Raw genomic sequence first — 13014 nt, 5'->3', positions numbered from 1 at the left:
TCACGGCTCCTGTCGTCCAGCATCGCACGGATCGAGATCGGATTGCCCGGCCGTGCCCGGCGCGGCGAGTGGCAGCAGGGGTAGGTCGCCGACTGGCGCGCTGCCTGTGCTGGTGGTGGTCACCGGACCCGAGGGTGGGCAGCAAGCATCCCCCAGAACATGCACCGCGGGTGCGACGGTCACGTGTACCGGCCCGCCGGTGGTGGGTGCCGACGTCAGACCGGGTAGGGCGGTGGCCTTGGCGGCGCGAATGGCGTTGGCGATGACGAGGACCTCGGCGAACTCGTGGATGAACACCACCGTGGCGAGACCGAGCACACCGGTGGCGGCCAGTGGAATCAGCACCGTGATGATCGCGAGCGAGAATCCGATGTTCTGCACCATGATTCGGCGGGCGCGGCGGGCGTGTGAGAGGACCTGGGGCAGGTGGCGCAGGTCCTCGCCCATCAGGGCGACGTCGGCGGTTTCGATCGCGACGTCGGTGCCCATCGCGCCCATCGCGATGCCGACGTCGGCGGTGGCCAGGGCAGGCGCGTCGTTGATCCCATCGCCGACCATCGCGACCCGGCGACCATCCGCGAGGGTCGGTAGCAGGTTCGCCTTGTCCTCGGGGAGCAGTTCGGCGTGGACGGTGGTGATGCCGGCGTCGGCGGCCAGGGCACGGGCGGTGCGTTCGTTGTCGCCGGTGAGCATGGCGACGTCGACGCCGAGTCGGCGCAGCCGGTCGACGGCCTCGGGGGCTTCGGGGCGTAGTTCGTCGCGGACCGCGATCGCCCCGACCACCGATCCGTCCCGTTCGACGATCACCACCGTGGCGCCCGCCTCCTGCAGGCGCGTGACGTCGGCCGACAGCGGACCGGGGTCGATCCAGCCGGGCTTGCCCAGGCGCAGCGCACGGCCGTCGAGGGTTCCGGTCAGTCCGTGGCCGGGCACCGCGGTGACATCGGCGGCGGGGGTCGCGGGCTGGGCGGTGGCGGCGAGGATCGCGGCAGCGAGCGGGTGCTCGCTGCGCGCCTCGAGCGCAGCCGCGGCGGCGAGGACCTCGGCGTCGGCGATGCCGGGCGCGGTGACGGTGGCGACGACCTGCGGCGTGTTGCGGGTGAGGGTGCCGGTCTTGTCGAGGGCGACGACGCGGATGCGGCCGAGTTCCTCGAGTGCGGCGCCGCCCTTGATCAGGGCGCCGTGCCGGCTGGACGCGCCGATCGCGGCGACCACGGTGAGCGGGACGGCGATCGCCAGCGCGCAGGGGGAGGCGGCGACGAGGACGACGAGGGCGCGTTCGATCCACAGCATCGGATCCCCGAACAGGGAACCGATGCCGGCGACGAGTGCCGCGAGGATCATGATCGCCGGGACCAGTGGCTTGGCGATGGTGTCGGCGAGGCGCTGCCCGGCGCCCTTGCGTTCCTGGGCCTCCTCGACGATGTGCACGATCCGGGCGAGGGAGCTGTCGGCGGCGCGGGCGGTGACCTCGACCTCGATCGCACCGCCGCCGTTGATCGCCCCGGCGTGCAGCTCGTCACCCGGCCCGGCCTCCACCGGCACCGACTCACCGGTGATCGCGGACAGGTCGAGGCTGGTTCGACCGACACGGATCACGCCGTCGGTGGCGGCGCGCTCGCCCGGGCGCAGCAGCATCCGATCGCCGAGCGCGAGTTCGTCCGGCGCCACGGTTGCTTCCGCGCCGTCGCGCAGAACGGTCGCGGTCGGGGGGACCAGGGACAGCAGTGCCCGCAGTCCGCGGCGGGTGCGGGTGACGGCGTAGTGCTCGAGGCCCTCGGCGATGGAGAAGAGGATGCCGAGCATCGCCGCCTCGGGATACTGGCCGAGCGCGACCGCGCCGATCGCGGCGATGGTCATCAAGGTCCCGACCCCGACCCGGCGGTGGCGGAGATTCCTCAGCGCACCGGGAACGAAGGTGGACGCGGCGACCACGACGGCGACCAGCTCCACCACGGTTCCGGCCGTCTCGGCGCCGGACCGCCCGAGCAGCCATCCGAAACCGAGCAGCACGGCGGCCGCGGCCGCCAGTTGTAGTTCACGCACCTGCCACCAGCGGTCGGGCCCGTGGTCGGGTTCGGCGGCGTCGGTTGCGGTGTCGGCGGGTGTCGGCTCGCAGCAGGCGTCAGACATGCTGCTCTGCCTCCTTGGTGTCCGTGTCGGTGTCGGTTGGGGTGGCGCGCTCGCCGACGACGGCGTCGACGAGCGCGCGCCCGCGGGCGGTCAGCGTGTACATGACCAGCCGGCCCTGGCGACGGGAGGTCACCAGGCCGGCGATCTTGAGCTGCCGCAGGTGATGCGAGACGAGGTTCTGCGCCTGCCCGACGACCCACGCCATGTCGCACACGCACAACTCGTCGCCGGAGCGCAGCGCGGTGGCGATCGTCAGGCGTGTGGGGTCGCCGAGCGCGCGGGCGGCGGCAGCGGCCGGCTCGACGAGCGCCGGCGACGGGAGCCCGGCCCGTATCCGCTCCGCGTGCGGGAGATCCAGGCAGAGCAGGTCGCAGGTGTCCATCGGTTCGTCGGCCATATCAACATACTAACGGTCATTGATATGAAGGGGACCGGGTCGGGGTGGCCATATCAACATCCGTTAGCGTGTCGCCATGCAACCCTCGCCCAGTTTGTCCGAGTTTCCCGCCTGGTGGACGGCGGTCGTCGCATGAGTCGGGGAGTGAAGATCTCGCTGGCTCTCGTGGCCGTGTTCGTCGTCGCGGTGGCGGCGATTCTGCTGGTCAGTCGATCGGGCGGCGATTCCGATGCGTCTGTCTCGGACGATCGTGCCGCTGAAGTGGTGGTGCGGCCGGACAGTCACCGGATCTCGTCGGCCCCGGAGGGCAGCCCGACGTTCGTGGAGTTTCTCGACTTCGAGTGCGAGGCCTGCCGGGGGGTGTATCCCGCGATCGAGGACCTGCGCGCCGAGTACGGCGACCGGGTCGGCTTCGTGGTGCGCTACTTCCCGCTGCCCGGACACTTCAACGCGGAACGCGCGGCCCGGGCGGTGGAAGCCGCTGCGCAGCAGGGCAAGTTCGAGCAGATGTATCAGAAGATGTACGAGACGCAGACCGAGTGGGGTGAGCAGCGGGTGCCCAAGGACGACGTCTTTCGCGGGTTCGCCGCCGACCTCGGACTCGACATGGCGGCGTTCGACGCCGCATATGCCGACCCCGCGACCGCGGCACGAGTCGCGGCGGATGTCGCCGACGGCAAGGCCCTCGGAGTGCAGGGCACGCCGTCGTTCTTCCTCGACGGCCAGCGGTTGGAACCCAACACCCTCCAGGACCTGACCGATGCGCTCGACGCCGCCCTCGGCTGACGCCGCTGCCACCCCGGCGGTGGAGCAGTCCCGTGGAGCTGCCCCGTTCGATCGGTCGCTGCCCTTGCTGCTGTTGATCGGCGGGCTCGTGGGACTGGCGGCCGCTTTCGTGCTCACCGTGGAGAAGTTCTCCCTTGCGGCGGATTCGAACTACATCCCGTCCTGCAGCCTGAATCCGGTCCTCAACTGTGGCTCGGTGATGTCCACGGCGCAGGCGTCGGTGTTCGGGTTCCCCAACTCACTGCTCGGTATCGCCGGGTTCGCGGTCGTGGCGGCCACCGGCGCCGGGCTCCTCGCCGGTGCCCGCTTCGCCCGCTGGTACTGGTTGAGCCTGCAACTCGGTGTCACCGCCGCGGTGGTGTTCGTGCACTGGCTGATCGCGCAGAGCCTCTACGTCATCGGTGCCCTGTGCCCGTACTGCATGGTCGTGTGGGCCGCGACCGTCCCGATCTTCTGGTACGTCACCCTCCGGAACCTGCACCACGGCGCCTTCACCCGGCCCGTCCGCGCGGAAGTCGTGACCGCGGCCGGGAACCACCTGATCCCGGTGACCTTCTGGTTCCTCGCCGTGGCCGCGCTGGTGGTCCACCGCTTCTACTCGTACTGGTCCAGCCTGCTGTAGCCGGCCCGACCGAGCCAAACGGTCGAGACCGACCTCTTCAGTCGTCGAGTGCCTGGTAGAGCGTGGTCCAGAAGTCGTGGATGAGCCGCGCCGGATCCGGGGTTGACAACCCGACCTGGGTGAACAGGATTCCGGTGAGCTGGTTGTCCGGGTCGGCGTAGGCCGTGGTTCCGGTTCCGCCGTCCCAGCCGAACTGGCCGATGGGGGCGTAGTCGCCACGGTAGGTGCGCACCGCCATCCCGAAGCCCCAGCCGCCCTGCTGCCCCTGGCCGAATGACATGTGGACGTTGTTCTTGGCCAAGATATCTCGGGCGGCTTGTTGTCCGGGTGTGAGGCAGTTGGTGGTCATCAGCTGGACGGCGGGCCGGGACAGGATCCGTTCGGTCCCGTGCATCCCGTGGTTCAGCAGCATCTGGAAGTAGGCGTGGTAGTCGTCGACGGTGGAGACCAGTCCGCCGCCGCCATGCTGGAACGCCGGGGGCCGGCTGAACTTTCCACCTGCCGCCTCGTCCCACACGATGAACTCCCCGGTCTCCGGGTCGGGCACATAGCTGGGCGGCAGCCGGTCGATCTTGCCGGCGGGCAAGTGGAAGCCGGTGTCCTTCATCCCCAGCGGATCGAAGAGGCGTTCGCGGAGAAACGTTTCGAACGGCTGACCCGAGACCCTGGCGACGAGCACGCCGAGGACATCGTTGCTGAGTTCGTACTGCCACTGCTCTCCGGGCTGGTACGAAAGCGGCAGCTCGCCAAGGCGGCGCATCCACTCGTCCGGCTCGGGCGCAGCCCCCGCTTCGGGGCTGTAGTTGGCGCGGTCGAGAACGGCGGCCATGATCGGGGAGCCCATCAACGTGAGATCCACTCCGAGCCCGAATGTGGAGGTCAGCAGGTCCCGCACGGTGATCGGCCGCTGCGCAGGCACGGTGTCGTCCAGCGGTCCGTCGGGCCGCCTCAGCACCTGACGGTCGGCGAGTTCGGGCAGCCACGGATCTACCGGGTCGTCCAGCCGCAGCCGGCATTCGTCGAGCAGGATCATCGCCGCCGCCGTCGTGACCGGCTTGGATGTGGACGCCATCCGGAAGATCGTGTCCCGGCGCATCGGCGCGCCACCGTCGGCGCGCATCGTCCCGATCGCTTCGACGTGTGTCTCACCGCCCCGGCTGACCAGGGCGACGAGCCCGGGGATCTTTCCGGACTCGACATGCCGGTCCAGCACGTCGCGTACTCTGCGCAGCCCTGCTTCGGAGAAGCCGCTGTTGTTGTGTTCCATCATTGATCTCCTTGCTCGTGGTGTTCGATCTGCGGGACCCGTTTCGGCGCCGACGCCTCGGCGGTGCTCCCCGGAGGCTGCGGGTCAGAGGCTGCGGGCGTTGATGTCGCCGTGGGCGGTGGTCGCGTGGATGTCGAGCTGGGCGGCGGCGCCTTCGGTGTTGTTGAGCGCGTTGCGGATCCGGCCGTAGGTGGTGCCGGCGTCCAGGGAGGCCGAGACTCCGGCGGCGGCGCCGATCGACACCTCGCCGGCCTGTGTGCGCAGCACGACCGTGCCGCGCACCGCCTCGGCGATGTCGATGTTGCCCTTGCTGGTGCTGATCTGTGCGGGGCCGCCCAGGCGGCCGACCGAGACGTCACCGGCGTCGGTGGTGAGGCGGACGCTCGCGGCCTCGTCGATCTTGATCGCGCCGTGCGCGCCCTCGAAGGCGACGTCGCCGAATCGTCCGACGGCCCGGAGTTCGGCCGTGGTCGCCTTCGCCTCGACCCGGGAACCGGCGGGCAGCTGGACCGTCACCTCGATGGATCCGGAGGGGCTGAGGGATTGGTTCTTCGCCGAGGCCTCGATCCGCAGGACGCCGTCGCCGTATTCGACCTTGGTCTGCTCCGCCACCTGCACGTCGCGGCGCTTCGAGGCGTCCGCGGGCAGGACCTCGACGGCGGTGTCGGTCCGATCGGCGGCGATGAACTGGACGCGCCCCGCGGGGATGTCCAAGACGACGGAGATCGGGGTGGGGGTATCGAACTTCAGCATCGTGCTCTCCTGTGACTCGTTGTTTGCGAACACTGGAAACGCTACGTTGCTTTCCAAGATGCTTCAACACATTCGTTGCGCAACTCCGGCATTGTTGCAGGTAAATACCCATCAATCGTTGCAGTGTTTTGAGAATCAATGCAACGTCTGCCCGCCTCGATCATTGCAATGAATCTGGAGTGAACGCTATGGTGGGGCTTCAGGGAGCACGAAGGAGGTCGCGATGCCGGGAGGCAGGCTCACTCAGCAGGACCGTCAGCAGATCGCGCTGGGGTTGGCCGACGGCCTGGCCTACGCGGAGATCGCCAGGCGCCTCGATCGTCCGACCTCGACGATCACGCGTGAGGTGATGCGCAACGGCGGCCCGACCGCCTACCGTGCCGGCCTGGCCCACCAAGCCACCCAGCGCCGCACCCACCGGCGCAGGAAGGCCACGTCCCGGTTGCCTGAGGCGCCCCCGCAGGCCGACGGGCGCGACGCCGAGGCCGTACGCGAGTACGAGGAGATGTTCGCCGCCGTCTTCATGCAATCAGGCCTGCCCAAGATGACGTCCCGGGTGCTGGCCTGCCTCTACACCACCGACGCGGGCAGTCTCACCGCCTCCGAGCTCGTTCAGCGCCTCCAGGTCAGCCCGGCGTCCGTCTCCAAAGCGATCACGTTCCTGGAGAGTCAGAGCCACGTCCGCCGGGAACGCGACGAACGCCGCCGTGAGCGCTACGTCGTCGACGACGATGTCTGGTACCAATCGATGATGGCCAGCGCCCGCTCCACCGCTCACCTCGTCGAGGTCGCACGGCAGGGCGTCGGCGTCCTCGGTTCCGGCACCCCGGCCGCCGCCCGCCTCGAGAACATCGCCCGCTTCGTCGACTTCGTCTCCGAGAGCATCGCCCGCGCGGCGGAGCAGGCCCGCGAGATCCTCCACGCCGAGCTCGAAGCGACCCCGGTCGGCACCGCGCCGCCGAGTTCAGATCGCGGATAGGCGGCGGATATGGCGTAAGTGGTTGACATGTAACGGGTTCCGCACACCGTCTCGCTCACACGGGTCGACGCGGTCTTGACACGGCGTTTGGCCGGGGAACAAGCTTGTGTTTGATCGCCCGACGGTGTGCTGGGAGGTTGACGACGTATGCGCGGCATAGGGTTAGCGGGTCCGGGGCATCGACGCGGAGCAACCCCCCACCGCAGGACCATCTCGGTACTGGCACTGGTTGGAGTGTGCCTCCTCTCCCCGGCAGCTACCCAGACAGCCGGCGCCGAACCAGCGGCTGACACCGTCGATACCGGGTTCGCGATCCCCTTCGCCGGGGCACCCGGCTACGAGCGCCTGGCGCCGACGCAGATGACCAGTCCGGGGCAGCTCAACCAGCCACTCGGTCAGCAAGCGGCGGACGAGATCGCCGGCCAGATTGGGCTCAACAGGGCCGACGCTCTATCCGAGCAGCAGTATCGCGACCTCAGCACCGGCGGCGGGGTCGGTGGCAGCCGCGAGGCTGCCGAGGTGATCGATGCATGCGCCCGGATCCTCACCAATACGAACGGCCGTCCCCTCTATTCCGACGTCGACGGCCGCTCCACGCCGTCGGTTCTGGCCAGCTACGGGCTCTACGTGAACACCAGCGGACAGCTGGAGAGCCCGGCGAACGCGGCCGCACCGACGAGGCAGGTGAACTCGTTGATCGCTCCCGGCGGGTTTGTCGGCACATGGTTGAGGAACAACGGTGCGACACAAACCCTGATCGCGCTCTACCGGTCGGCATACACGGTGCAAGCGGTCTATGGCTTCGCATCGCAACAGATTTCGGGCGAGGCTCAGTTGGTGACCAACACCAAGGGGGGTGTGAGTTCGGAGGTGGGCATGTCGATGGCGCCGCCGCTCTGGATCGTGAACTTCGCCCTGCTCTACATTCTGAAGCCTTCCCTGGCGGCCGCGATGCCAGCCCACTGGGCTCCCATTCCTTCGGCGGTTGCCGACGCCGTGAGGTCGAGCCCAACCGGCCAGGTTCCTTTCCGCGACTATGCGTCCTACTTCCAGTGATTCCCGTGGTCTAACGGAAGTTGATCGTGTTGTACGACTGACTCTTTCGGATCAGGCCGAGATTGTCGCGCTGGCGCTGCACCTTTGTTCGATTGGCCGCGTCGGCGCCCAGTCTTACGATTGATTCGCCGCGCAGCGTCGTGGTGTCACTCCAGCCATCAGGACGATGCACACGCGTCAATACTCGGCAAAGGAGATCATCATGCTCGGAGAGCAGGTCGGGGAACTGGCCGGACAAACCATCAGCCAGCGAGTTCTGCCAGATGCCGGCTTGGGTCCACGCACCGAGGTGACCGACCAACAGGTAGGCACGCTCTGTGGTGTTCAAGTCACCGTCACCGTCACCTATGTCGGGACGATGCGTCCCAACGGAACGATGACCGGGCTCGGAGATGGCTTCGTCGTCACCGCGAGCGGGCAGACGGCGACCTTCACCGGAAAGGGTGTAGGCAGATTCACCGGGCCAGGCCAACTCGACTGGCGTGGTGCAGTGTTTTACGAGACTGCCTCCGAGGAGTTGCGCAGTCTCAACGGTATCGCGGTTGTGTTCGAGTACCAGGTGACCGACGGTAAATCCGAAGGCCGCCTGTGGGAGTGGAATTAGCTCAGCACCGACGTCGTCCAACCGGGCGAGGAGGCCATCATGGTGCAGCAAGACCAGCCGGACAGCGAAACACTTGGCCACCGGCACGCAACCGAACACGCAGAGGTCGAACGTCGACACGTCGCCGACCATGCCCAGGTGTCGCGGGATCACCTGGCGGCACACGAGGATCTTTACAGCCGGCAAGGCAACGACCACGCCCTTCTGGCCGACCGGCACGTTGCCGAGCACGAGGAGGCGGCTGACGCCGGCCTCGGGCGCAAGGCGGCGCTCAGCAGCCGCCACGCCGCGCAGCATGCGTGGATGGAGGCACGCCATGCGTTCCAGCTCGCCGCGCTGGCGGCTCGCGACGCGGTTGAGCGGTTCCGCGTGGACAGCCGCCATGCGAAGGAACTCATTGCACAGGAGCGCCGACACGTCTGGGAGGATCGCGGGCATCGCCCCGGCTCAGCGCGCTGAGCCCCGCCCCGCCGCGTCTCGCACTGCCGCCGCGACCGCCGGCGCCACCGCCGCGTCGAACACGCTCGGCACGATGTAGGTGGCGTTGAGCTCGGATGGCTTCACCGTGTCGGCGATCGCGCGGGCGGCGGCGATGAGCATGTCGTCGGTGATGTCGACGGCGTGTGCGTCGAGCAGGCCGCGGAACACCCCGGGGAAGGCGAGCACGTTGTTGATCTGGTTCGGGAAGTCGGACCGGCCGGTGGCGACGATGGTGGCGTGTCGGCCGGCCGCGACGGGGTCGACCTCCGGGACCGGGTTGGCCATGGCGAACACGATGGACTTGTCGGCCATCGTGGCGATGTCGTCGCCGGTGAGGATGTTCGGTGCGGAGACGCCGACGAACACATCGGCCCCGACCAGCGCGTCCCGCAGGGTTCCGGTCCGGGCCCCGGGATTGGTGTTCTCGGCGATCCAGGCGCGGAACTGGTCGGCGGTGTCATCGGGGGACAGGATCCCCTTGCGGCCGCACCCGATGATGTTCGTGGCGCCCTGCGCGGTGAGCAGCCGGATGATCGCGTGCCCGGCCGCGCCGACCCCGGAGACCACGATCCGGGCATCCGCCAGCGACTTGTCGACCACGCGCAGCGCGTTTGTCAGGGCGGCGAGCACGACGATCGCGGTGCCGTGCTGATCGTCGTGGAACACCGGAATGTCGAGAATTGCACGCAGCCGGGCCTCGATCTCGAAGCAGCGTGGCGCGGAAATGTCTTCGAGGTTGATGCCGCCGTATACCGGTGCGAGTGCCCGGACGATCTCGACGATCGCGTCCGGGTCCTGGGTGTCGAGGCAGACCGGCCACGCGTCGACGCCGGCGAACTGCTTGAACAGCGCCGCCTTGCCCTCCATCACCGGTATCGACGCCGCGGCGCCGATGTTGCCGAGCCCGAGCACCGCGGATCCGTCCGTGACGACGGCGACGGTGTTGCGTTTGATCGTCAGGCGGCGCACGTCCTCGGGGTTGTCCGCGATCGCGGTACACACCCGGGCGACGCCCGGGGTGTAGGCGCGGGAGAGGTCGTCGCGGTGTTTGAGCGGCACGGTGGGGACCACCTCGAGCTTGCCGCCCAGGTGCAGCAGGAAGGTGCGGTCACTGACCTTTCCGACGGTCACCCCTGGCACCTCGGCGATGGCGGTGGAGATCTGGTCGGCGTGCTGGACGTCCGACGCGTCGCAGGTGATGTCGATGACCATGTAGTTCGGGTGGCTCTCGACGACATCGAGCGCGGTCATCGCACCCTGGACGGACGCGATCGCCGTGGCGAGTGTCGACGTGGTGCCGGTGCCCACCGGCGCCTGCACGCGGAGAGTGATCGAATAGCCGGGACTGGGAGTGGGCATCGGAGGTCCCTCCTGATTACTGGCTGTCAGCAGGGTTCCCGGGTCGACGAGCAGGGCCCTGGTTGCTCTGCGCGAACGTTTACAGTCTGCGTGGCAAGCTCGGCACCAGACAAGGGGCGATCTGGTGGATCAACCCCGTTGACCGGCCCGGCAGGACAAGAACACCCCGTGTCGGCTGCGGGGTCGTGCGAACATGGCCGCCATGCCCAATCTTGTCAAACCCCGGCGGAGCGCCCCCGCCGCCACCGCCCCGGCTCCGACGGTCGAGCCCCTGCCCCGCGTGTGCGTGATCGGTGCGGGATCATCGGGCATCGCCGCGGCCAAGGCGCTCCACGTCGCCGGAATCCCGTTCGACTGCTTCGAGCAGGGAAGCGTGATCGGCGGCAACTGGGTCTACGACAACCCGAACGGGGTGTCCGCCTGCTACGAGACGTTGGAGATCAACACGTCCTGCCCGCGGATGGCGTTCTCGGACTTCCCGATGCCCGCCGACTACCCGCCCTACGCGCGGCACGACCAGGTCCGAGCCTACTTCGAGTCCTACGTAGAGCATTTCGGGTTCCGGCACACCATCACCTTCGGCACCACCGTCGAGCAGGTCGAGCGGGCCGCGGATGGCACGTGGTCGGTCCGTACGACCGGCCCCGCCGGCGAGCGCGTGGCGAGCTACGACGCCGTGCTGGTCGCGAACGGACACCACTGGGACCCCCGCTGGCCGGACCCCGCTCCGGGGAGCTTCACCGGCGAGCAGATCCACTCCCACGACTACCGCACCGCCGACCAGCTCGCCGGCCGCGACGTGGTGGTCGTCGGCATGGGGAACTCGGGTCTCGACATCGCGGTCGAGGCGTCCAAGGTCGCGCGCAGCACCACGCTGTCGGTGCGGCGCAGCCACTGGGTGATGCGCAAGATGCTGCTCGGCAAGCCCGCCGACCGGTTCGTGATGCCGGGCTGGCTGCCTGGCTGGGTGATCTCCGCCGGGCTCCGGGTCAGCGCCCTCACGGCCGGTGACCTGACCCGCTACGGGCTGCCGCGGCCGACGCATCGGCCCGGTCAGGCGCACCCGGTGCAGTCCGAGCAGATCCGTGCGCGCCTGCGGGCCGGCGCGATCAGCCCACGCCCGCAGATCGACCGGTTCGAAGGCGACACGGTCGTTTTCGCGGATGGGACCCGGTCCCGCGCCGACCTGATCGTGTGGGCCACCGGATACCGGGTGAGCTTTCCGTTCTTCGACCCGGAGCTCGTCGCCGCCCCCGAGAACGACCTGCCGCTGTGGAAGCGAACCGTGCACCCGGACCTTCCCGGCCTGTACTTCGTCGGGCTTCTGCAGCCGCTCGGCGCGGTGATGCCGCTCGCCGAGGCGCAGAGCGCGTGGATCGCGGAGGCCCTCGCGGGCCGGTACCTACCGCCGCCCGACGCCGAGATCCGGACTCAGATGACGGCCGAGCACGATCGCGCCAAGCGGCGGTTCTACAACTCGCCGCGGCACACCATGGAGGTCGACTTCGACCACTACCTCTGGAGTCTCGAGCGGGAGCGCAGGCGCGGAGCACGCCGCGCCCGCGCCGCGCGCTGATTCACCAACCCTTGACCGCAGTCCCGTCCCACCGTGGATCGGCCAGCAGTTCCGGCGCCGGACCGACGAAGGCGCGCGCGGCGTCGGTGTCGCCGGTGAGGGTGAAGCGCAGCCACGCGGTGAGGTACCCGCGGAATCCACCCCCGTCGGTGGGCCAGTTGTGCCCCACCCCCAGCAGGCGGCCGCGGGCCGCGGGTCCCGGGCTCTCGGCGTGATAGGCGGCCTGCGGGATGGCCGTCGAGACCGGATCCTCGGCCCCGGTCAGGTAGAACACCGGACCTGTCAGTCGAGCCACGTCGATCACGTCGACGGGCCGAGTGGCCCACCAGGGATCGGGCAGGTCGAGCACCGCGGTGGAGGTGATGAGTCCGTCGGAGTCGGTGCTGGCATTGATCGAGCCCCCGGCGCCCTGCGAATGTCCGACGGCGGCGACGTGAGCGACGTCGATGCGATCGTGAAAGACGCTCTCCGGGTTGTCGTTCTGCGCCAGGACGTAGCGCGCTGCCGCCAGGATCTCGGTCCCGTCGCCGGTGACGCTGCTGTCGGCGACCACGACGACGAAGCCCCAGGAGGCCAGGTGGCGTAGCAGCTCCTCGTACTGCTCGTACGTCGCGTGGCTTCCGTTACCGAAGGTGACCACCGGATGGCGGTCGGTGCTGGCGGCGATGTCGGCGGGGTGGAACACCTGGTATCCGGGCACCGCAACCGATGTGACGGCGTGGATGCCGGTGGCCGCGTAGCGCTCGCTGACGGATTGCCGTTCCGGAACAGCGGGAGCCGCCGGGGCCGCGGGGGCCGATGCGAGGGCCGGGGCAGCGAATCCGGACGCCATCGGCAGCGCGATCATCGCGGCGAGGAGCAGTGTCCGGGTGGGTCGGGTGGTGGGCAGCATAGGCCGTCGCAACGTCACGAACCCACCCTATTCCGGCGGTACCGCGCGGCCGGTTCTCAGGATTTCGTTGCGGGCCGCCCTCTAGTGTGACCGTGGTCCGATTTCACCTC

The 13014-nt window shown here is 69.0% G+C and carries 12 protein-coding genes; 5 read left to right on the top strand and 7 right to left on the bottom strand.

The genetic code is table 11. The features are described 5' to 3' along the window. Both ACFQS9_RS17140 and ACFQS9_RS17135 read right to left on the bottom strand, forming a co-directional pair. On the bottom strand, nucleotides 1–2133 hold the full coding sequence (locus ACFQS9_RS17140; protein WP_378406813.1) for a heavy metal translocating P-type ATPase: 2133 nt from the start codon (nucleotides 2131–2133) through the stop codon (nucleotides 1–3). Next, a complete protein-coding gene (locus tag ACFQS9_RS17135) occupies nucleotides 2126–2530 on the bottom strand; it encodes an ArsR/SmtB family transcription factor (RefSeq protein WP_378406811.1) in 405 nt (134 codons plus the stop codon). The genes ACFQS9_RS17140 and ACFQS9_RS17135 overlap by 8 nt, the downstream gene beginning before the upstream one ends. Nucleotides 2531–2662: 132 nt before the next feature. Between ACFQS9_RS17135 and ACFQS9_RS17130 the strand changes: the two genes are divergently transcribed. After that, the gene (locus ACFQS9_RS17130; RefSeq protein WP_378406809.1) at nucleotides 2663–3316 is read left to right on the top strand and encodes a DsbA family protein; all 654 of its coding nucleotides are present in this window, start codon (nucleotides 2663–2665) and stop codon (nucleotides 3314–3316) included. Next, nucleotides 3291–3938, top strand: a complete 648-nt coding sequence (locus tag ACFQS9_RS17125) for a vitamin K epoxide reductase family protein (protein WP_378406807.1) — start codon at nucleotides 3291–3293, stop codon at nucleotides 3936–3938. Before ACFQS9_RS17130 ends, ACFQS9_RS17125 begins: the two co-directional genes overlap by 26 nt. A 37-nt stretch (nucleotides 3939–3975) precedes the next feature. Here the strand turns inward: ACFQS9_RS17125 and ACFQS9_RS17120 are convergent, their stop codons facing one another. Then, the gene (locus ACFQS9_RS17120; RefSeq protein WP_378406805.1) at nucleotides 3976–5205 is read right to left on the bottom strand and encodes a serine hydrolase domain-containing protein; all 1230 of its coding nucleotides are present in this window, start codon (nucleotides 5203–5205) and stop codon (nucleotides 3976–3978) included. Between the two features lie 84 nt (nucleotides 5206–5289). After that, nucleotides 5290–5958, bottom strand: coding sequence for a DUF4097 family beta strand repeat-containing protein (locus ACFQS9_RS17115; RefSeq protein ID WP_378406803.1), 669 nt, complete (start codon nucleotides 5956–5958; stop codon nucleotides 5290–5292). Between the two features lie 223 nt (nucleotides 5959–6181). Here ACFQS9_RS17115 and ACFQS9_RS17110 point away from each other — a divergent pair, with 223 nt between their 5' ends. Next, the gene (locus ACFQS9_RS17110) at nucleotides 6182–6937 is read left to right on the top strand and encodes a GbsR/MarR family transcriptional regulator (protein WP_378406801.1); all 756 of its coding nucleotides are present in this window, start codon (nucleotides 6182–6184) and stop codon (nucleotides 6935–6937) included. Nucleotides 6938–7084: 147 nt separating this feature from the next. Beyond that, the gene (locus ACFQS9_RS17105; RefSeq protein WP_378406799.1) at nucleotides 7085–7993 is read left to right on the top strand and encodes a hypothetical protein; all 909 of its coding nucleotides are present in this window, start codon (nucleotides 7085–7087) and stop codon (nucleotides 7991–7993) included. A gap of 10 nt (nucleotides 7994–8003) precedes the next feature. Here the strand turns inward: ACFQS9_RS17105 and ACFQS9_RS17100 are convergent, their stop codons facing one another. Further along, a complete protein-coding gene (locus ACFQS9_RS17100) occupies nucleotides 8004–9014 on the bottom strand; it encodes a hypothetical protein (RefSeq protein ID WP_378406797.1) in 1011 nt (336 codons plus the stop codon). Between the two features lie 30 nt (nucleotides 9015–9044). After that, entirely contained in the window at nucleotides 9045–10436 is a 1392-nt protein-coding gene (locus tag ACFQS9_RS17095; protein ID WP_378406795.1) for an NAD-dependent malic enzyme, read from the bottom strand. A gap of 202 nt (nucleotides 10437–10638) precedes the next feature. Here ACFQS9_RS17095 and ACFQS9_RS17090 point away from each other — a divergent pair, with 202 nt between their 5' ends. Beyond that, nucleotides 10639–12012: a flavin-containing monooxygenase gene (locus tag ACFQS9_RS17090; RefSeq protein WP_378406793.1), complete on the top strand. Its 1374-nt coding sequence runs from the start codon at nucleotides 10639–10641 to the stop codon at nucleotides 12010–12012. Between the two features lies 1 nt (nucleotide 12013). Here ACFQS9_RS17090 and ACFQS9_RS17085 read toward each other — a convergent pair whose 3' ends face one another. Continuing rightward, on the bottom strand, nucleotides 12014–12904 hold the full coding sequence (locus ACFQS9_RS17085; RefSeq protein ID WP_378406791.1) for a poly(ethylene terephthalate) hydrolase family protein: 891 nt from the start codon (nucleotides 12902–12904) through the stop codon (nucleotides 12014–12016). Nucleotides 12905–13014: the final 110 nt, after the last annotated feature.

The sequence above is a fragment of the Rhodococcus daqingensis genome (assembly GCF_042665615.1).
Lineage (GTDB): Bacteria > Actinomycetota > Actinomycetes > Mycobacteriales > Mycobacteriaceae > Rhodococcus_G > Rhodococcus_G daqingensis.
This window is presented reverse-complemented; position numbering and strand designations above follow the sequence as displayed.